General features: G+C 66.6%; 18 protein-coding genes. 9 read left to right on the top strand and 9 right to left on the bottom strand.

Annotated features, from left to right (window positions below; translation table 11 throughout):
* Positions 1–132: 132 nt before the first annotated feature.
* Entirely contained in the window at positions 133–621 is a 489-nt protein-coding gene (locus JI664_RS20215; RefSeq protein ID WP_207015590.1) for a MarR family winged helix-turn-helix transcriptional regulator, read from the bottom strand.
* Between the two features lie 224 nt (positions 622–845).
* Here JI664_RS20215 and ectA point away from each other — a divergent pair, with 224 nt between their 5' ends.
* From ectA to JI664_RS20255, 8 genes are all read left to right on the top strand, one after another.
* The gene (gene ectA, locus JI664_RS20220) at positions 846–1,373 is read left to right on the top strand and encodes a diaminobutyrate acetyltransferase (protein WP_207015591.1); all 528 of its coding nucleotides are present in this window, start codon (positions 846–848) and stop codon (positions 1,371–1,373) included.
* Positions 1,374–1,428: 55 nt separating this feature from the next.
* Entirely contained in the window at positions 1,429–2,721 is a 1,293-nt protein-coding gene (gene ectB, locus JI664_RS20225; RefSeq protein WP_207015592.1) for a diaminobutyrate--2-oxoglutarate transaminase, read from the top strand.
* Between the two features lie 6 nt (positions 2,722–2,727).
* Entirely contained in the window at positions 2,728–3,120 is a 393-nt protein-coding gene (locus JI664_RS20230; protein WP_207015593.1) for an ectoine synthase, read from the top strand.
* Positions 3,121–3,155: 35 nt separating this feature from the next.
* Positions 3,156–4,592, top strand: a complete 1,437-nt coding sequence (locus JI664_RS20235) for an aspartate kinase (protein WP_207015594.1) — start codon at positions 3,156–3,158, stop codon at positions 4,590–4,592.
* Positions 4,593–4,815: 223 nt separating this feature from the next.
* On the top strand, positions 4,816–5,475 hold the full coding sequence (locus tag JI664_RS20240) for a paraquat-inducible protein A (protein ID WP_286174209.1): 660 nt from the start codon (positions 4,816–4,818) through the stop codon (positions 5,473–5,475).
* Positions 5,442–6,071, top strand: coding sequence for a paraquat-inducible protein A (locus JI664_RS20245; RefSeq protein WP_207015596.1), 630 nt, complete (start codon positions 5,442–5,444; stop codon positions 6,069–6,071). Before JI664_RS20240 ends, JI664_RS20245 begins: the two co-directional genes overlap by 34 nt.
* On the top strand, positions 6,068–8,149 hold the full coding sequence (locus tag JI664_RS20250) for an MlaD family protein (RefSeq protein WP_207015597.1): 2,082 nt from the start codon (positions 6,068–6,070) through the stop codon (positions 8,147–8,149). Before JI664_RS20245 ends, JI664_RS20250 begins: the two co-directional genes overlap by 4 nt.
* A 1-nt stretch (position 8,150) precedes the next feature.
* Entirely contained in the window at positions 8,151–8,738 is a 588-nt protein-coding gene (locus JI664_RS20255; protein ID WP_207015598.1) for a PqiC family protein, read from the top strand.
* 74 nt (positions 8,739–8,812) lie between these two features.
* Here the strand turns inward: JI664_RS20255 and JI664_RS24100 are convergent, their stop codons facing one another.
* Positions 8,813–11,485, bottom strand: a complete 2,673-nt coding sequence (locus JI664_RS24100) for a mechanosensitive ion channel domain-containing protein (RefSeq protein ID WP_286174210.1) — start codon at positions 11,483–11,485, stop codon at positions 8,813–8,815.
* Between the two features lie 141 nt (positions 11,486–11,626).
* A complete protein-coding gene (gene pyrF, locus JI664_RS20265) occupies positions 11,627–12,340 on the bottom strand; it encodes an orotidine-5'-phosphate decarboxylase (protein WP_207015599.1) in 714 nt (237 codons plus the stop codon).
* A gap of 102 nt (positions 12,341–12,442) precedes the next feature.
* Between pyrF and JI664_RS20270 the strand changes: the two genes are divergently transcribed.
* Positions 12,443–13,594, top strand: a complete 1,152-nt coding sequence (locus JI664_RS20270) for an alpha/beta hydrolase family protein (RefSeq protein WP_207015600.1) — start codon at positions 12,443–12,445, stop codon at positions 13,592–13,594.
* 16 nt (positions 13,595–13,610) lie between these two features.
* Here JI664_RS20270 and JI664_RS20275 read toward each other — a convergent pair whose 3' ends face one another.
* The 6 genes from JI664_RS20275 to JI664_RS20300 all read right to left on the bottom strand — a co-directional run bounded on the left by JI664_RS20275 (position 13,611) and on the right by JI664_RS20300 (position 19,211).
* Positions 13,611–14,066 (bottom strand): universal stress protein, encoded by a 456-nt coding sequence (locus JI664_RS20275; RefSeq protein WP_207015601.1) that lies wholly within the window; start codon positions 14,064–14,066, stop codon positions 13,611–13,613.
* Between the two features lie 58 nt (positions 14,067–14,124).
* Positions 14,125–14,931 (bottom strand): potassium channel family protein, encoded by an 807-nt coding sequence (locus JI664_RS20280; RefSeq protein ID WP_286174211.1) that lies wholly within the window; start codon positions 14,929–14,931, stop codon positions 14,125–14,127.
* Positions 14,904–15,761 carry a branched-chain amino acid aminotransferase gene (locus JI664_RS20285; RefSeq protein ID WP_207015602.1) on the bottom strand — a complete coding sequence of 286 codons (858 nt, stop codon included), beginning with the start codon at positions 15,759–15,761 and terminating at the stop codon, positions 14,904–14,906. The genes JI664_RS20280 and JI664_RS20285 overlap by 28 nt, the downstream gene beginning before the upstream one ends.
* Before the next feature lie 186 nt (positions 15,762–15,947).
* Complete coding sequence (truB, locus tag JI664_RS20290) at positions 15,948–16,853, bottom strand: tRNA pseudouridine(55) synthase TruB (protein ID WP_207015603.1); 906 nt, start codon at positions 16,851–16,853, stop codon at positions 15,948–15,950.
* Between the two features lie 118 nt (positions 16,854–16,971).
* Positions 16,972–18,015, bottom strand: a complete 1,044-nt coding sequence (locus tag JI664_RS20295; RefSeq protein ID WP_207015604.1) for a tetratricopeptide repeat protein — start codon at positions 18,013–18,015, stop codon at positions 16,972–16,974.
* Between the two features lie 137 nt (positions 18,016–18,152).
* Positions 18,153–19,211, bottom strand: a complete 1,059-nt coding sequence (locus JI664_RS20300) for an ornithine cyclodeaminase (protein WP_207015605.1) — start codon at positions 19,209–19,211, stop codon at positions 18,153–18,155.
* Positions 19,212–19,218: the final 7 nt, after the last annotated feature.

The following is a 19,218-nucleotide window of genomic DNA, read 5'->3' on the forward strand; positions in this document are numbered from 1 at the left end:
GGCTGAGGCTGTGTTTCCGCCCCCTTAGCCCCGCCGTCAAGAGCAGGGTTCCGGGTCACATCGAAACAACCGGACAGGACGGGACCGGCATGGCGCATCCGGTGCCGGGTAGGACGCTTAAAGCGTAGCCCCTTACATGGGCCGAACGAGGGTATTGCTGATCGAGCCGGTATCAAGCACCGGCGAGGCGTCGATTTCGTCGGCGTCCAGCATCGAGGCCACACGTTCGAGCGAGGCAATGATCATCGCCTGTTCCCAATCCTGCATCGCTTCGAACTTGCGGACGAATCGTTGCTGCAGCGCATCGGGCGCATCGTCGACGGCCTGATGACCCTTGTCGGTGACGACGATATTGGTCTGGCGCCGGTCGGTCTGCGACCGCTCGCGCACCACCATGTCCTGACGCACCAGCTTGTCCACCAGCGACGTCACCGTCGCCTGCGTGATCCGCATGCGATGCGAAATTTCGGTCGCGGTGCAATGGCCCTCTTCGGCAACGATCTGCAGCACACGGAACTGCGCAGCCGTCAAACCCACGCTCTGCGCGAGCTTGCGACCGAACTCGTCGGTGGCACGAAGGATACGGCGGAGGGCAATCAGAGAGATATCGACACGGTCCATAGGTTGATCTTGCAGAAGGGCGCGGGACTTGCAAACAGCCTCCGCTCAACCCTTCATTTAGCTAAGCAAAGCAAAAAGTCCAGCCCCAAGGACCCAAAACACCCTTAAAAACAAGGCTACGCGGGCGCGAAGGGCAGAAAAACGCGCTAAATTCCCTGGCAAGGTTGAAACACCCGGGGCGGAATGCTACTTAGCCTTTCGAAGTAAATGCGAGGCCACAGCACATGCAACACGCACGAGACCTTTTCCGTCGAAGCGATCTGACGCTGCGCAAGCCCAATGCCGAGGATGGCGCCGACATCTGGGAGCTGGTGCGCGCCTGCAAGCCGCTCGACGAAAATTCGATGTACTGCAACCTGATCCAATGCGACCATTTCCGCGACACCTGCGTGGTGGCCGAACTGGACGGCGAGATCGTCGGATGGGTATCGGGCTACGTGCTGCCGCATGAGCCGGACACGGTGTTCGTCTGGCAGGTCGCCGTGGGCGAGGCCGCGCGCGGTCTTGGTCTGGGTGGCCGGATGCTGAGCACGCTTCTGCATCGCGACGTCTGCAAGGACGTGTCCAAGATGCAGACCACCATCACCGCCGATAACGATGCCTCGTGGGCGCTGTTTCGCAAATTCGCCGACCGCCGGGACGCCGATCTGTCGTCCGAGGCCCACTTCAAGAAGTCGGTGCATTTCCGTGACCAGCACAACACCGAGCACATGGTAACGATTTCGATGGAAGACAGCCGCGCGATGGCCTGAGGGCCGTCTTCGGCGCCGCGTCTTCCTTCCCTCCCCCAATCACAGGAATTTTCTCATGACGGACAAGTCCGCTACAGCCAGTATTTACAAACGTCGCGAATCCGAAGCCCGCAGCTATTGCCGTGGCTTCGACACCGTGTTCACCAGCGCCAGCGGCTCGATGCTGAAAGATGCCGGGGGTCGCGAGTATATCGACTTCCTCGCCGGCTGCTCGTCGCTGAATTACGGCCACAACGACCCCGACATGAAGGCCGCCCTGATCGAGCATATCGCGGGCGACGGCATTGCCCATGGTCTCGACCTGCACACGGATACGAAAAGCGGCTTCCTGACCGCGTTCGAAGAGCACATCCTTGCCCCGCGCGACATGGACCACAAGGTGATGTTCACCGGCCCCACCGGCGCCAACGCGGTGGAAGCGGCGATGAAAATCGCGCGCAAGGTCACCGGCCGCAACGACATCATCGCCTTCACCAACGGCTTCCACGGCGTGACCATGGGTGCGCTGGCGGCGACCGGGAACGGCTATCACCGCGGCGGCGCCTCGGCACCCCTGAACGGCGTGATGCGCCTGCCCTTCGACTGCTACATGGAAGGTCTCGACAGCGCGGCCTATCTGGACGCCGTGCTGAAGGACGCGTCCAGCGGCGTCGATGCCCCGGCGGCGATCATGCTGGAAACCGTGCAGGGCGAAGGCGGCCTGAACGCCGCAAGCGCCGATTTCATCCGCCGCGTGGCGGCTCTGGCGAAAGAGCACGGCGCGCTGCTGATCATCGACGACATTCAGGCCGGGTGCGGTCGGACCGGCAGCTTCTTCTCGTTCGACGAGATGGGCGTGATGCCCGACATCGTGACGATGGCGAAGTCGATTTCGGGCTTCGGCCTGCCGATGGCGCTGGTGCTGGTGCGCCCCGAATACGACGTGTTCGGCCCGGCCGAGCATAACGGCACGTTCCGGGGCAACACCCATGCCTTCGTCACCGCCCGCGTCGCGATCGAGAAATTCTGGGCCACCGAAGCCTTCCGCGCCGAACTGGTCGAAAAGACCACGCTGATCCACACCCGCCTGTCCGAGCTGGCCGACATGGTGCCCGGCTCGACGATGAAGGGCCGCGGCCTGATGCAGGGCGTCGATGTGGGGTCGGGCGATCTGGCGTCGGCGATCTGCGCGCGCGCCTTTGAAAACGGACTGGTCATCGAGACCTCTGGGTCCGAAGGTCAGGTGGTCAAGGTGCTGGCCTCGCTGACCACCAGCAAAGAGACATTCATCAAAGGGTTCGACATCCTGATGGACGCCGCGCGCGCGGTCATCGGCGAAATGTCGGGCACCAAGATTGCTGCGGAGTAAACCAACATGATCGTTCGCGATTTCAACAAGATCCTCGAAGACGACCGAACCCGCGTCGTGTCGGATGCCAAATGGACCTCGGTCCGGATGCTTCTGGCCGATGACGGCATGGGCTTCTCGTTCCACATCACCTTCCTCGATGCGGGCTCGGAGCACACGTTCGAATACAAGAACCACTTCGAGAGCGTCTATTGCATGCAGGGCAAGGGCTCGATCACCGATATCGCCACCGGCGAAACGCACGAGATCAAGCCCGGCGTCATGTACGCCCTGAACAAGCACGACCGGCACATTCTGCGCGCTGAAGAAGAGCTTGTCATGGCCTGCTGCTTCAATCCGCCTGTCACCGGCAAGGAAGTCCACCGTGAAGACGGTTCCTACGCGCTGGTGAACGACTAACAGAGGGCCCGGCCCCGCGTCGGGTAGAAGACATTTTGACCTATCCCGCCCACACTGTCGAAAAGATCGGCGGCACCTCGATGAGCCGCATCCCCGAGCTGACGGACACCCTGTTCGCCGGCGACCGCAGCGGCGAGGACCTGTATCACCGCGTCTTCGTGGTTTCGGCCTTCAGCGGCATCACCAACCTGCTGCTGGAACACAAGAAGACCGGCGAGCCGGGCGTCTACGCGATGTTCGCCAATGACGACAACGACCATAGCTGGCTGGGGGCGCTGACCCGCGTGGCCGATGCGATGGTCGAGGCGCACAACACGATCCTGTCCCAAGACGAGGACCGCGTGAAGGCCGATGCCTTTGTGCGCGACCGGATCTCGGGGGCGCGCAGCGTCCTGCTGGACCTGCGTCGGCTGTGTTCCTACGGGCATTTCCGGCTGGCCTCGCACATGCTGATCGTGCGCGAGCTGCTGTCGGGACTGGGAGAGGCGCATTCGGCGTATGTCACGATGCTGCACCTTCAGCGTCACGGCGTGAATGCACGCTTCGTCGATCTGTCGGGCTGGCGCGACGAGACCGAATGCACGCTCAACGAGCGCATCGCGCACGGGCTCGACGGTATCGACCTGACGCGCGAAATGCCGATCGTCACGGGCTATGCCCAGTGCAGCGAAGGGCTGATGCAGGAATACGACCGGGGCTATTCGGAAGTGACCTTCTCGGCTCTGGCCGCCCATAGCGGCGCGCGTGAGGCGATCATCCACAAGGAGTTCCACCTGTCCTCGGCCGACCCGAAGCTGGTGGGCGAGGATGCGGTGCGCAAGATCGGGCACACGAATTACGACGTGGCCGATCAGCTGTCCAATCTGGGCATGGAAGCGATCCACCCCAATGCTGCCAAGACGCTGCGTCAGGCGGGGATTCCGCTGCGTGTGACGAACGCTTTCGATCCGGGCGATCCGGGCACGCTGATCGACGACAGCGTCGGCGGCACGCCGGGGGTCGAGATCGTCACCGGCCTGAACGTGGTGGCGCTGGAATTGTTCGAACCCGACATGGTCGGTGTGAAGGGCTATGACAGCACCACGCTCGAGGCGCTGACGCGTCACAAGGTTCGGATCGTGTCGAAGACCTCGAACGCGAATACCATCACGCATTATGTCGAGGCACCGCTGAAGACCGTGCGCCGGGTGATCCGTGAGCTGGAAGCCGCCTATCCTTCGGCGCAGGTCAGCGCGCGCAGTCTGGCGGTCGTGTCGGCCATCGGGCGCGATCTGAGCGGTCTCAAGGCGTTCAGCCGGGGTCTCGCCGCGCTGGAAGAAGCCGGGATCGACGTGATCGCCGCGCACCAGACGCCGCGCAACGTGGACATCCAGTTCATCGTCGCGCGCGATCAGGGCGACCATGCGGTGGGCGTTCTGCACAGCACGCTGGTGGGTCAGAAACAACGCGAAAGCGCGCGCGAAGCGGCCTGAGCCGTTCATCGTACCGCGTGGTCGCTGTTCCACAGGGGCGTCCGGCTTTACCGCCGGGCGCCTTTTTCGCTTGTCCGCCCGAAGTCCAGCGGCCCGAAAATCCCCCGTTTCACGGGACTTTGCAGGCAGTCTGCGCCGCAAGGCTGGTTGAAATCGGCCAGTTCGGTTTACCTTGGTCCCAATGGCGCGGGATAGGCCGCGCATCTGGACTGGATCGGGTAAGTTGACGGACAGGCAAAACGAGGCCGGGGGCACGGACGGCGCCGGGGCGCTGAGCGAGCTGATCGTCTGCCCCAGCTGCGACGCCCTCTACAAGGTCGCAAGCGTCCCCAATGGCGGGCGGGCGCGGTGCGCGCGCTGCGGCCATTCGCTGATGGCCCCGCGCGAGAACGCGATGGCGCGGATCGTCATGCTGGCCGCGACCTCGCTTGTCCTGATGACCGCCGCGCTGTTCTTTCCCTTCATCGAGATCACCGCCGGCGGCATCACGCGGCGGACCTCGGTTCTGGACGCGGCGCTGACCTTTTCGCAGTCGCTCAGCCTGCCTCTGGCGCTGGCGGTGGCGGCCTTCATCATCGTGCTGCCGGTGCTGCGGCTGGTGGCCATTGTCTATGCGCTCGCGCCGATGTCGCTGGGCTGGTACGCCCCGCCCCATGCCCGCACCGCGCTACGGCTGGCCGAAGAGATGAAACCCTGGGCGATGGCCGAGATCTTCGTCATCGGCGTGGCCGTGGCGCTGGTCAAGATCGCAGGCCTGGCGCATGTCGGGCTTGGCGCGGCCTTCTGGGCGCTGGCGCTGCTGGTTCTGGTCAACATCCTTAACGACAACTTCATGTGCAGGCTGACGCTATGGCGCACGCTCGAACAACGCAGCCGGTCCTGACCGCGCAGAAGGCAGGCCTTCTGGGCTGCCGGATCTGTGGCCGCGCCAATCTGGGCACGGCGCAGACCTGTTCGCGCTGCGGCGCGGCCCTGTCACGGCCTGCCGGACTGCAACCGGTGCTGGCATGGCTGCTGGCCGGGCTGATCGTCTATATCCCCGCCAATACCTATCCGATGCTGCGCACCTCGATGCTGGGCGAGGAAACCGACAGCACCATTCTGGGCGGCGCCATAGATCTGGCGCATCATGGCTCCTGGGGGGTTGCGGGGATTGTCTTCGTCGCCTCGATCCTGATCCCGATCGCGAAGTTCATCACTATCGGCTATCTGGCGGTGGCGGTGCACCGGGGCTGGCCGATGCAGGGGCGCACGCGCTTCCATCTCTATGAAATCGTCGAATTCATCGGCCGCTGGTCGATGATCGACGTGTTCGTGGTGGCTATCCTTGTCGCCTTGGTGCAATTCAACCTTGCCGCCACCATCGCCCCGGGCATCGCCGCCGTCTCGTTCGCCCTGTCGGTGATCTTCACCATGCTAGCGGCGCAAGCCTTCGACCCTCGCCTGATCTGGCAATCCGCGGATACCGATACCGAATGAGCACGCCCTCCGACATGGAGATCACTCCCCCCCGCCGGTCCTTCTGGCGCAATCTCTCGCCCGTCTGGCTGGTGCCGGTGCTGGCTGTCGCGGTGTCGCTGGGCATCGCGTGGCAAAGCTTCGCCGATCGCGGCACGCTGATCGAAATCAGTTTCGAGAACGCCGCCGGGGTCGCGGCGGGCACGACCGAGATCCGCTATCGCGACGTGGCCATCGGCATGGTCGAGACGGTCAACTTTACCCCCGACATGCAGCATGTGCAGGTCGAGGCGCGGATCGACCGCACCGCGGCCGAGGCGCTGTCCGCCGAAGCGCAGTTCTGGGTCGTGCGCCCGCAGGTCAGCGCGCGCGGGATCACGGGGCTGAACACGGTGCTGTCGGGCGTCTATATCGAGGCCGCTCTGGTGCCCGGCAGCGTGCCCGATGGCAGCCGCCGCTTCACCGGGCGGGACGAGGCGCCGCTGGTCATGCCCGGTCGTCAGGGCACGCGGATCACGCTGCGCGCGCCCGACGGCAACCGCCTGACCCCCGGCGCCCCGATCCTGTTTCGCGGCGTCGAAGTCGGCTCGATCGAAGCGCCCCGGCTGCTGGACGGGGCCGAGGGCGTGGTCGTCGATGGCTTCATCGAAGCCCCCTATGACCAGCGCCTGTCGACCACCGCGCGGTTCTGGGACACGTCGGGTTTCGCCGTGTCGCTGGGCACCGGCGGGCTGCGGCTGAGCGTGGGCAATCTGGCCTCGATCCTGACGGGCGGCATTGCCTTCGACACGCTGACCGAGGGGGGCGAGCCCATCGACGCCGACACGGTGTTCGAATTGTATTCAGACGAAGACACGGCGATGGCCAGCGCCACCTCGGTCGTGGCCTCGGACCAGTTGCGCATCGCCGCCGAATTCGACGGCTCGGTGCAGGGCCTGTCGCCCGGCGCGGCGGTGCGCTTCCGGGGCGTGCGCGTGGGCGAAGTCACCGGCATCGCCGCGCGGCAGGTCGATATGGGCCCGGCCCCGCTGATCCGGATGCAGGCGGCGCTGGCGCTCGATCCTTCGGCTTTCGGGCTGGGCGCCGATGCCACGCCCGACCGGCTGATGGCCTTTCTCGAAGCGCAGGTCGCGGCGGGTCTGCGCGCGCGGCTCTCGGCATCGGGCGTGTTTTCGACCTCGCTGGTGGTCGAGCTGCTCGAAGTGCAGGACAGCGCGCCCGAGCGGCTCTTGCGCCCCGAGGATGCATTGCCGGTGATCCCTTCGGCGCCGTCGAACCTGACCGACCTGACGACCTCGGCGCAGGGGCTGATCGCGCGGCTGACCGATCTGCCGATCGAGGGCGTGCTGCAACAGGCCATCGACCTGATGGATGCCGCCGAGGATCTTCTGGCCGACGAAGGCACGCGCGCCCTGCCGTCCTCGGTGGTGGCGCTGGTGGATGATGCGCGCGATTTCGTGGGATCGGACTCGATGCAGGCTCTGCCGGGCGACGTTCAGGGTACGGTGGCCGATCTGCGCGCCGTGCTTGCGCGGTTCGAGGAACAGCGCGCGGTCGAAACGCTGGTCGAAACGATGCAGGCGGTTCAGGGCGTCGCGGCGAATATCGACGATGCGACGACCGAGGTGCCCGCGCTGATCAGCGAAGTGCGCCGCGTGGTCGGACGGATCGGCGATCTCGATGCCGAAGGGCTGGTCAATGCCGCGCGCGACCTGCTGAACACTGCCGACACCTTCCTTGATGACGACGGCACGCAGGCGGTGCCCCCGGCCCTTGCCGGGGCCCTGCGCGAGGTCGAGCAGGCGCTGGCCGAATTGCGCGGCTCGGGGCTGGTGGACGAGGTCAGCGCGACGCTGGGCTCGGCCCGCTCGGCGGCCGATGCCATCGCCACCGCGACGCAGGACCTGCCGCAACTGGCCGAGCGGCTCAATGGACTGGTCGCGCAGGCCGAGGCGCTGGTCGCGGCCTATGGCGCGCGCTCGCCCGTCAATGAAGAGGCCCTCGCCACGCTGCGCGAAGCCCGCGACGCCGCGCGCGCTTTCGCCCAGCTTGCCCGGACGCTCGAGCGTTCGCCCAATTCCATTTTGTTCGGACGCTGACATGAAACCAACCTTCCGCCTGATCGCCCCTGCCCTTGCCCTGTCGCTGCTTTCGGGCTGCGTGCTCGGCGGCAATGCCGTGCTCTACCCGCTCGAAACCTCGCCGGGGGCCGAAACCGCGCAGCGGCGGCTCTATGTCTCGAGCATCGAAGTGCGCGACGTGCTGGTCCCGGCCTATGCCGAGGACAGCCAGATGCAGTATCGCGGCCCCGATGGCGGGCTGGTGCCGCTGCCCGACGCGCAATGGGCTGCCCCCACGGGCGCGGCGATCACCGCCGAGCTCGCGCGTTCGCTCGATCTGGCCAGTACCGCCAGCGTCGCCGCCGAACCGTGGCCGCTGAGCGACCGGGCGGATGTGCAATTGCAGGTGCGGATCGACCGGCTGATCCTGAACCATGACGGCACGTTCGAAATGGGCGGGCAATTCGCCGTGGCCTCGATCGACGAGGTGGTGCGCGAATTCATCGACCGGTTCGAGATCACCTCGGTTGTGGCCGAGATGCCCGCCTCGCCCTCGGCGCTGGCGGCGGCCTATGGCGATGCGCTGGCACAGTTGCGCGACCGGATCGTGACGCGACTGTCGCGTTGATCCCTTGCACGAGCGCATGAAAAAGGCGCCGCGCCCATTCGGGTCGCGGCGCCTTTCTCGTTTCGCGCTATGCCTTAGCTGGTCTGACTGCCCGGCAGCGCCGTCTGCCCGTCGCCCTGCAGGCGCAGTTTGAATTCCTGCGTCTCGCCGGCTTTCGACTCGCCCAAGAACAGCGTCTGGTGCGGGAAGGGGATCTCGATATTGCGGGCATCGAAGATTTCTTTGACTACGCCGTTATAGGCGCGCCCGACCCCCCATTGCATCCCCGGCACGCATTTGATCCGCGCGCGCATCACCACGGCGCTGTCGCCGAAGGCGTTGATGCCGAACCATTCCAGATCGCCCATGATCGCATCGCGGTAATCGGGATCGGTCCGGAGCTTTTCGAACGCGTCGAACATGGCCTTTTTCACATCCTCGGTCTTCTCGCGGTAGGCCACGCCCATATCGCAGACGAAATAGCCGAATTCGCGCGCGAAGTTGGTCACCATGTCCACCGACGAGAACGGGATCACATGGAAAGCCCCGGTCACGTCGCGCAGGCTGACCGAGCGGATCGTCAGCCGTTCGACCACGCCCGTCGTGCCTGCGACGGTGACGACATCGCCCACATTCATCGCGTTCTCGAACTGGATGAAGATGCCGGTGATGATGTCCTGCACCATCTTCTGGGCACCGAAACCGATGGCCAGACCCAGCACCCCGGCCGAGGCCAGAAGCGGCGCGATGTCGAGACCGATCTCGGACAGCACGAACATCAGCGTGATGACCACCAGCGCGATGGTCGCGGCGTTGCGCAGAAGCGTCAGCAACGTGCGCTCGCGCGCGGTGGCAATCGTGCCAAATTCCGGGTTCAGCCGGTAGTCCACCCACGAGGTCAGCGCGACCCACAGGATGAACGCCATCAGCAGCACGCCCGCCACCGAGAACAGCACGCTGGTCAGGCGCAGGCCGATCTGGCTGGCCAGCCAGCTGCGCATGTCGATCACGCTGATCGCGTTGAGGGCAAAGGCGAAGACGACAACAAAGATCGCCAGCCGCAGTACGAACAGCGCTTTGGGCACGAAGGCGTTGAGCCGGGTTTCCAGAAGCGGCATCCGCGCGGTGACGCTTTCGGGAAGCTGCACGCCGCGCACCATGATCCGTGTCAGCGCGCCCGAGACGATCACGCCCAGCAGCACCACGATCAGCACCTGCCCCGAATTCACCAGCGCGCGGAAGGCCGCGTTGCCGGGACGGGTCAGGACAATGACCAGCATGAACAGCAGATACAGGCTGACCGGCCAGTACCAGTTGCGCGCCAGTACACCCAGCGGCCCGCGCATATGCGGCGTGGTGGGCGCGGCGGCGGGCTGGGTTGCGGTTTCGGCCTCTTCGGCCTGCATGGCTGCCTGCGCGGACGCTTCCGCCGCAGCCTCGCGCGCGGCGCGTTCCTCGGCTTCGCGCTCGGCCGCTTCGCCGGCGGCCTGTTCGGCCACAAGGGCCTTTTCCTCGGCCGCTTCCTGCGCGGCGGCTTCGCTCATGGTGAATTCGTTGGGCGCCCCGGCTGTCGAGCCATCCTCGCGCGCCGCGCTTTCTGCCAGCGCGGCAAGGCGCGTGGCCTCGGCCTGTGCGGCCTCTTCCTCGGCGATCAGACGCGCGGCCTCTTCAGCGGCGCGCTGCGCTTCGAGATATTGCGCCTCGGTCTGGCCGCCGCGCTGAAGCCAGTCGGCCACCGGCCGGCGGTTGCGCCAGACCAGCCAGAACGCGAGCCCCATCGCGATCAGCGCGATCACCGCCGAGGTGGCGCTGCCCGCCGCGAAAGAGACATTCGCGTTGATGATCGGCACGATCAGAAGCTGGCCGTATCCCACCAGCCCCACCATCAGGTTGAACCGCGACGCCATGTACTTGGCGGCCTCGTCCGACACCGGCAGCGGGCGCAGGTTCGAAGCGGAGGGCGAAAGCGCCAGACGCACCACCACCTTGGCCAGTTCGACGATCAGGAAGGCGTTGAGATACAGCGTCTCGCGGATGCCGACGCGCCCGAAACTGCCAAGGAAAACCGTGGCGATCAGGTAGCCCACCGCCCAGGCCGCCAGCACGAACAGCGCATCGACAAGAACCGAGCCAATGAACAGCAGCGCCGTGCGCAGAAAGCCACTCGCCCCCGCCGCAGCGCCCATCCGCGCATACAGCACCTTGCCCAGAAGGCGCAGCGCGATGAACACGGCGACGGTGCCGACGATGATCAGCGCCAGTTCCTGCAACGCGGTCAGCAAGACGCCCGCCTCGCGCCCGCTCAGCCCGTCGAAGACGGCGGGCGCGCGCATGAGCTGGTTCCACGTGGTTTCCGCCCGGCTTGCGATATCTTCGACCGTCTCCTGGGTGATCAGCGCGATGCGGCGGCTGAACGACAGCTGTTCGGGCGGCACCGGGTTGTCGCCGGCAAGCGTCTGAACGACGGCCTCGTCCGCCGGGGTGGCGCTGGTCTGCGCCGCGCGCAGATCGGCGATCAGCGCGTCACGGCTCTGGGGATTCTCGATCACGTCGAGCAGAAGCTGCAGGCTGGATTGCGGCGTCGTGGCCGAGGCCGCTGCGGTGGAGCCCGTATCGCCGGAAGCGGCGTCACCCGAAGCCGTATCCGAGCGTTCCGTGCTCTGGGTGCCGGGGATCAGCCCGGTCTGGGCGCTCAGCGTGGCGGGCGCGGCAAGGCTCAGCGCAAGGAGCACCAAGAGCGCCCGGATCCGGAGAAACGTGATTGTCATGGTCGTCGGTCTGCCCGTGTGGTTCCGTTTTCGGCGGCTTTCGTCACCGCCGCTGCGTTGCGACATAGCCCGATTGCATCCGATCGCCAAAAAAGACGCAAGCGAGATACATCAAATCTATGAGGGGTCAGAGGCGCCGCGTCAGGCCGATGCCAGTTCCCGCACGATGGCGCCCGCCGCCGCGACCGGATCTTCGGCGGCCCAGACCGGGCGCCCGACGACGATATGATCGGCGCCCGCACGCACCGCATCGGCGGGCGTGGCGATGCGCTTCTGGTCGTCGGCTGCCGACCCTTCGGGCCGCACACCCGGCGTCACGATCAGCCGCCCCTCGGCATTGGGAAGCGCGCGGATCATCGCCGCTTCATGCGGCGAGGCGATGACACCGTCGGCGCCCGCTTCGAACGCCCGCGACGCGCGCTCGGTCACGATCTCGGCCATGTCGCCCGGCACGATCATAGACGCGTCAAGATCGGCGCGGTCCATCGCCGTCAGGATCGTCACGCCGAGGATCTTCAGCTTGCTGCCCGCCGCGCCCTGCTTGGCCGCGCGCACCACATGCGGATCGCCATGCACGGTCAGAAAATCGAAATCGAACTGCGCGATGCCGCGCACCGCCGCCTCGACCGTGGCGGGGATGTCGAAGAATTTCATGTCCAGAAAGATGCGCTTGCCGTGTTCCTGCTTAAGCTCATTGGCCAGCGCCAGCCCGCCGCCCGTCAGCATCCCCAGCCCGATCTTGTAGAAGCTGACCGCGTCGCCGATCCGGCCCGTCAGTTCGAGCCCGGCCATAACGTTGGGAACATCGAGCGCGACGATCAGGCGGTCATCGGCGGGCATGGCGGCGTCGGTCATGGGGGGCTCCGGGTCAGGCTTGATGGGACGCGCCGCTGATACGCCGAACCGGGCGTTGCGGCAAGCTTGCGCTCGCGCGCGCGGCACGGCAGCATCCGGCCGATGGAGCACAACCGCGTCGACGCCACCCGCCCCGATTCCCCGCCGCTATCCGGCCCCGGACCGCTGCCAGTGGGCGTGCGCACGATCACCCTGACCGACCCCGAACGGCTGGACCTCGATGCGCTGGACGGGCTGCCCGCTGGCGCCCCCCTGCCCCACACCGCGCGCAGGCTGTGTGTCGAGCTGTGGTATCCCGCGAGCCTCGGCACCGAACCGGGCGGGCACTACGAGACGCTGTTACGCGACGGCGAGACGCGGGCAGTGCTGCACGGGCGAGCCGCGCGCGACGCGGTACCGGCGACAGGGCGCTGGCCGCTGGTTCTGCTGTCGCACGGCTATCCCGGCAACCGCTACCTGATGGCGCATCTGGCCGAGGCGCTGGCCTCGCGCGGGTATCTGGTCGCCGCCGCCGACCACCCGGCCAGCACCTATGACGACCAGAAGCCCTTCGGCCACACGCTGTATCACCGCCCGATGGATCAGCGTTTCCTGCTGGAGGCACTGGCGCAGCACGACCTGGCCGATCCCGACCGCGCGGCGATCGTGGGCTTCTCGATGGGCGGCTACGGTGCGCTGGTGACGGGCGGCGCGGGGCTGGTCCCGGCAATGGCGCAGCACGAGCTTGCACCGCCGCGCGGCGTTTTGCGCGCGCATGTCGAGGGCCAGCTGCCCCCCGCCCCGGCCAATCTGCGCGCGCTGATCGCCATCGGGCCATGGGGTAATGGCCACGGCCTGTGGTCCACCCGCGCGCTGAGCCGGCTGACCCTGCCGCTACTGGTGATGGCAGGCAGCGTCGATGAAATCTCGGGATATGAAGCGATGCGCGCCATCGCCGAGCTGTCGGGCGGCACGCTGCTGACCTTCGTCAATGCCGGTCACAACGCCGCCGCGCCCATCCCCGCCCCGGCCGAGAGCTATGCACAGAGCAACCGTCTGGGCTGGGCGCCGTTCCGTCACTACGCGGATCCGGTCTGGGACACGGTGCGGATGAACGCGCTGGCGCAGCATTTCGCCGCGGCGTTCCTCGACCGGCACCTGAAGGACGACACGACACGCGACGCGGATCTCGACCCCGCCACCGCGCTGAGCGAAGCGCAGGGTTTCGAGCCCGCGCTGTCCAAGGGGCTGAAACTGGAACGCTGGCAGGGCTGAACCCCGCCTTGGCGGTTCAGGCGATGGATTCCATCCGTTCCTTGTCCATCGCGCCGGGCACGATAGTGATCGGCACCGGCAGCGAACCGGAATTGCGCGACAGCTGCGACACAAGCGGCCCCGGCCCCGACCGGTCCGACCCGGCGCCCAGCACCAGCACGCCGATTTCCGGGTCCTCGCCAATCAGGCCAAGGATCTCATCGACCGCCTGCCCTTCGCGGATCACCAGTTCGGGCTGAATCGCGTGCTTGTCGCGCATCCACTTCGCGAAGACCTCGAAATGGGCCTCGATCCGCTCGCGCGCTTCCTCGCGCATCAGGTCGGCGACACCGATCCAGTGCTGGAACTCTTCGGGCGGGATGATCGACAGGATCGTCACTCCGCCATCGGTATGCGCGGCCCTCAGAGCCGCGAAGCGGATCGCGTTGAGGCATTCTCGGCTGTCGTCGAGCACGACGAGAAACTTGCGCATAAAGGTCTCCGGTTGGTCCGCCGCATCATACCGCTGACCTTGCCTGTGTCCAGCGGCCTTACTCGCCGAAGCCCTCGGTCGGGATTTTCAGCGTCTCGCCGCAATGCTTGCAATGCACCGCATCCGCGTCGTGACGATTCAGCCCGCATTCGGGGCATTCGAACTTGACCTTGGTGGGCTGGAACAGCGCGCGGGCGAAGTTCACGAACAGCGCCACGCCGATCACCATCACCCCCACCGAGAAGATCTTGCCGCCCGGGCTATCCAGCACGATGTCGCCATAGCCCGTCGTCGTCAGCGTCGCCACGGTGTAATACAGCGCGTCGATATAGGCGCCGACCCCGGCATGGGCCTCGAAGAACAGCGCGAAGGCCAGCGAGGTGGTGACGAACAGGAAGACCAGCAGATTCATGCCCGCAAGGATCTGGTCCTCGTAATGGCGAAACAGTTTGACGTCGCGCCGCAGGTCGGTGAGCAGGTGATAGGAATGCAAGAGCCTGAGGCCGCGCAGGATCCGCAGAAAGGCGATATCCTCGGTCACGAAGGGCGCGACCAGCAGCGAGGCCAGCACCACCATGTCGGCAATCGTATAGACCCGCCGCAGCATTGCCATGCGGTTGCGCGCGATCCACAGCCGCGCGGCGAAATCGGCGGCGATCAGCAGCGTCAGCGCCGCGTTGACCGCCATCAGTAACCCCGAATAGGGCAGTGCCGCCGAGAGGATGAAATAGACGATGGTCGCGGCGTCGAACAGGATCAGCGCGTAGCGGAACCGCTTCGCGCGTTTCGAGTGCCCCTCATAGAGCAGGCGGACGGCGCGCTTGAACCGTCCCTCGCTCAACGCTGCGAGGCCGCCCAGTCCCAATACAATTCCCGCGTGCGCTTGGAGATCGGGCCGGTCTGGTAATTCACGTCGTCAAAGGCGCGTACCGGCGTGACCTTCGACATGTTGCCCGACAGGAAGACCTCGTCCGCGCCCCGGAAATCGTCGAGCGTCAGCACCGTTTCATGCACCTTGATCCCGTCCTGACGCAAATTGTCGATATGACGGGCCCGGGTGATGCCCGACAGGAAAGTGCCGTTGGCAATGGGCGTGAATACCTCGCCATCCTTGACCATGAAGGCGTTGGCGGTGGCGCTTTCGGCCACGTTGCCCTGACTGTCGCAGACCAGCGCGTTCTCAAAGCCCTTCGACACCGCCTCGGCCAGCATCCGCGCGTTGTTGGGATACAGGCAGCCCGCCTTCGCGTCGGTCACCGCGCAATCCAGCGTCGGACGGCGGAAGCGCGTGGTGGTGAGCGAGGTCGTGGCGGTGTCGGGCGCCATCGGGATCTCTTCAAGGCACAAAGCGAAACCGGTCTCGCCGTAAGACGCCAGAACGCCGCTATGGCCCCCGTCGATCGCCCAGTACATCGGCCGGATATAGACCGCGTTGCCGAACCCTTCGAGCCCCTCGCGGGTGATCTCAAGCAACTCGTCAACGGTTTTCGAGGGTTTGATCATAAGCGCGTGGGCCGAGCGATTCACCCGCGCAAGGTGACGATCCAGATCGGGCGTCATGCCGTCGAAAAAGCGCGCGCCGTCGAACACCGTGGTTCCCAGCCACGAGCCGTGATCGGCGGCTTTCATGACCGGCACGTCGCCCTCGTGCCAACGCCCTTCGAAATAGGTACGGATGCGGGAACCGACGGCCATGGAACACTCCTTTGTCTTTCTGCGCGAGTTAAACACCCTGCGCGCGGCAAGGTCCAGAGGCGCGCCGCGTCACAAAGCCCGCGCGCCACAGGCCGTCTCGCCCGCGGCCCCTCTTGCAAGAGCCCGACCCTTCATTCTGCCCTAAATACTCGTCTTCGGGGGCGACCCTGCCACCCGCGCCAGACGTCAGAGGTTGAACACCCGGCTCGGATGCAGTTCGCCGCCCATATAGGTGCCCACGGCGACCGGCTTGCCCTCGAAACTGGCCCAGGCCGTCTCGCCCGGGGCCGCGCGCGACGACAGAACGCGCCCCGGATTGCCGTTTCTCAGCCGCACCGCCCCATCGGGGGCCAGCGGCAATTCGGGCAGATCGGCAAGCCCGGTCTCGACCGGCAGCAGATAGGCGTCGAGCTCGGGCGTGCGCGCCAGTTCCTCGACCTGCGCCAGCCCCAGCCCGGCCTCGGCGCGAAACGGCCCCGACCATTCTCGCCGCAGCCACACCACATGGCCCAGACACCCCAGAGCGGCGCCCAGATCGCGCGCGATCGAGCGTACATAGCCGCCCTTGCCGCAAACCATCTCGAATTCGGCGCAGTCGGCATCGGGGCGGCTGAGCAGACGCAGCGTCTCGACGAAGAGAGGCCGCGCGGCAAGATCCATCGCCTCGCCGGCGCGGGCGATGTCATAGGCGCGCTCGCCCTCGACCTTAACGGCGGAATATTGCGGCGGAACCTGTTCGATATCGCCGCGAAAGGCGTCGAGCGCCGCTTCGATCTGCGCGTCATCGGGCCGCGCGTCGCGGGTGGCGATCACCGTCCCCTCGGCATCGTCGGTATCGGTGGCCTGCCCGAAACGCACCATGAAACGGTAGCTTTTCATCGCGTCGGTGACGAAGGGCACGGTCTTGGTGGCCTCGCCCAGCGCGACGGCCAGAACGCCGGTCGCCGCCGGGTCCAGCGTCCCCGCATGGCCCGCCTTCTGCGCATCGAATGCCCAGCGCACCTTACCCACGACCGAGGTCGAGGTCACCCCGGCAGGCTTGTCGATCACCACCCAGCCCGAGATCGGGCGGCCCTTGCTCTTGCGTGCCATATGCGTCCCCTTGCGGTCAGAGGCGGCGGATAAAGGTTTGGCGCAAAGGGTGCAAGGCGGCGGGTGAAAGGCAACGGGTTAAAGGCCGGTCCACTTGGATACCCCGGAGGCGGATCGCTCAGCGCAGGCTGTCGGCCTTGTCGCAGCCTTCGGGGTCGCCCAGCCAGCAAGCATGTTCCAGAACCGAGCGCGCGCGGGGCAGGTCCACGGGTACGCCGCGTCCGTCCGACAGGATGTCGCCCAGCGTGACGCAGGCATAGGGGTCGTTGCCATCGCAGCCCATGGCGAAGAGCCGCGTGGCCTCGACCATGTCGGGCTGAACGCCCAGTCCTGAACGATAGATCTCGCCCAGATAACTGCAGCCCTGCGGCTCGCCCCCCTCGCAGGCTTCGCGATAGAGCGCCTGCGCGCGCGCCGGGTCATGGGCCACGCCCTCGCCCAGTTCCAGCCGGAAGCCGAACTGGCTGCAAGACAGCAGGTCGCCCGCGGCGCAGCCGGTCTCGAACAGGGCCGCGACCCGCGTAGACAGCGTGTCCATATCGCCGATCCCGCGCAGGTCGGTCTGAAAGGCAAGCTGCGTGCAGGCCGCCCCCCAGCCCGCACCGCAAAGCCGCTCGAGCATCCCAAAGCCGGTTTCCAGATCGGTCGCGCCGCCGCGCCCCTCGATCATCATCACACCCAGCCGCGTACAGCCGGGGCGCGACTGGGGATCCGGGGCAAGGTCGCAGGCCTCCTGGTACAAGCTGCGCGCTTGACGGTCGGCGGTGCGCAAACCGGCGCGCCCGGTCTCGTAGAGCTTGCCGATTTCGCCCGAAACCAGCGCCGGAAGCGCGTCATGGGCACCGTTGAGCAGATCGAGCGCCGTGCGGTCGTCGCGTGCTCGCGCCACCCGCGCCCGCGCCAGAAGAACCGACAGGAAAGGATCGCCCGGCGCGGCCCGCAGCGCGTCCTCGCAGGCCGTAACAGCTGCTTCGGGATAGCGGATCGCATAGGTGCCGGGCGCGTCGGGAAGCCGGGGAAGGCCGCGAAACCCCGCCAGCCGGTCACAATCCGAGACCGGCGGCGGGCCATCGACCAGCGCCAGCGCCGCGCCGGGGGCGAGGGTCACGGCGCAAAGGCCAGCCAGCAGCAGGGCAACGCCTAAAAATCGCGTCTCGCTCATCCCCGTCTCACCACCTGTACGCCACGTTCGCGCAAAGCCTAGCATGACGGGGCGCCGCTTCCCAAGATGCCGCGATGACGCGCCGTCCTGTTGTGGGGAGAAGGCCACAAGGGGGCCCGCCTGCTCAGCCCGACCGCTCAGCCCGCGCGCCGCAGCATGCCGTACAGATCGCGCGGATCGTCGGGATCCGCGATCACGTCCAGCATCGTGCCGCCCGGCTGGATCTGGTCGTAGAGCCAGTTGAGGGCCGAGAAATCCTCGACCGCGAAGCCCACGCCGTCGAACAGGGTCACCGCCTGCGCGTCGCGTCGCCCCGGTGCCTGCCCGTCCAGCACCTGCCACAGCTCGGTGACCGGATGGTCGGCGCTGACCTGCTGGATCTCGCCCTCGACCCGGGTCTGGGGCTCGTATTCCACGAAGATTTCGGCGCGCGACAGGATCGCGGGCGCAAGCTCGGTCTTGCCCGGGCAATCGCCGCCGATCGCGTTGATATGCACGCCCGCGCCGATCATGTTGTCATGCAGGACCGTGGCCAGCCGCTTGTCGGCGGTGCAGGTGGTGATGACATCGGCGCCTTCGCAGGCGGCCTCGGCACTGGTGCAGGGGATCAGCGTCAGCCCGCTCTCGGCAAGGTTCGTCACGCATTTCGCCGTGGCCGCCGGGTCGGTATCGAAAAGCCGCACCGTGTCGATGCCGCAGACGGCCTGCAGCGCCAGCGCCTGAAACTCGGCCTGCGCACCGTTGCCGATCAGCGCCAGCACGCGCGCATCGGGCCGCGCCAGCGCGCGGGTTGCCAGCGCCGAGGTGGCGGCGGTCCTGAGCGCGGTGAGCATCGTCATCTCGGACATCATCAGCGGGTAGCCGGTCGCGACCGCCGACAGCACGCCGAACGCCGTCACGGTCTGCAGCCCCGCCTTGGTATTGGCGGGGTGGCCGTTCACGTATTTGAAGGCGTAGCGCTCGCCATCCGAGGTCGGCATCAGCTCGATCACCCCGATCGGCGAATGCGCGGCGACGCGCGGGGTCTTGTCGAAATCCGGCCAGCGGCGGAAATCGGCGGCGATCCTGTCGGTCAGATCCGCCAGCGCCGGTTTCAGCCCGATGCGGTGAATGATCGCCATGATCTCGGCCACCGAGACAAAAGGGACCAGCGCCTGCGCCGAGGGGGCGGGCGGAGTGGCGGGATTGGCCTGCATTGTCAGC

This window comes from Rhodobacter sp. NTK016B, assembly GCF_017303295.1.
In the GTDB taxonomy this organism is placed as follows: Bacteria; Pseudomonadota; Alphaproteobacteria; order Rhodobacterales; family Rhodobacteraceae; genus Pararhodobacter.

What these genes read in the sequence shown, in the direction of transcription:
- JI664_RS20230 (WP_207015593.1), top strand. Translation starts at nt 2,728, where the DNA reads ATGATCGTTCGCGATTTCAACAAGATCCTCGAAGACGACCGAACCCGC.
- truB (WP_207015603.1), bottom strand. Translation starts at nt 16,853, where the DNA reads ATGGCACGCAAGAGCAAGGGCCGCCCGATCTCGGGCTGGGTGGTGATC.
- JI664_RS20300 (WP_207015605.1), bottom strand. Translation starts at nt 19,211, where the DNA reads ATGCAGGCCAATCCCGCCACTCCGCCCGCCCCCTCGGCGCAGGCGCTG.
- JI664_RS20285 (WP_207015602.1), bottom strand. Translation starts at nt 15,761, where the DNA reads ATGGCCGTCGGTTCCCGCATCCGTACCTATTTCGAAGGGCGTTGGCAC.
- JI664_RS24100 (WP_286174210.1), bottom strand. Translation starts at nt 11,485, where the DNA reads ATGACAATCACGTTTCTCCGGATCCGGGCGCTCTTGGTGCTCCTTGCG.
- JI664_RS20275 (WP_207015601.1), bottom strand. Translation starts at nt 14,066, where the DNA reads ATGCGCAAGTTTCTCGTCGTGCTCGACGACAGCCGAGAATGCCTCAAC.
- JI664_RS20215 (WP_207015590.1), bottom strand. Translation starts at nt 621, where the DNA reads ATGGACCGTGTCGATATCTCTCTGATTGCCCTCCGCCGTATCCTTCGT.
- JI664_RS20250 (WP_207015597.1), top strand. Translation starts at nt 6,068, where the DNA reads ATGAGCACGCCCTCCGACATGGAGATCACTCCCCCCCGCCGGTCCTTC.
- JI664_RS20295 (WP_207015604.1), bottom strand. Translation starts at nt 18,015, where the DNA reads ATGAGCGAGACGCGATTTTTAGGCGTTGCCCTGCTGCTGGCTGGCCTT.
- pyrF (WP_207015599.1), bottom strand. Translation starts at nt 12,340, where the DNA reads ATGACCGACGCCGCCATGCCCGCCGATGACCGCCTGATCGTCGCGCTC.
- JI664_RS20270 (WP_207015600.1), top strand. Translation starts at nt 12,443, where the DNA reads ATGGAGCACAACCGCGTCGACGCCACCCGCCCCGATTCCCCGCCGCTA.
- JI664_RS20245 (WP_207015596.1), top strand. Translation starts at nt 5,442, where the DNA reads ATGGCGCACGCTCGAACAACGCAGCCGGTCCTGACCGCGCAGAAGGCA.
- ectB (WP_207015592.1), top strand. Translation starts at nt 1,429, where the DNA reads ATGACGGACAAGTCCGCTACAGCCAGTATTTACAAACGTCGCGAATCC.
- JI664_RS20255 (WP_207015598.1), top strand. Translation starts at nt 8,151, where the DNA reads ATGAAACCAACCTTCCGCCTGATCGCCCCTGCCCTTGCCCTGTCGCTG.
- ectA (WP_207015591.1), top strand. Translation starts at nt 846, where the DNA reads ATGCAACACGCACGAGACCTTTTCCGTCGAAGCGATCTGACGCTGCGC.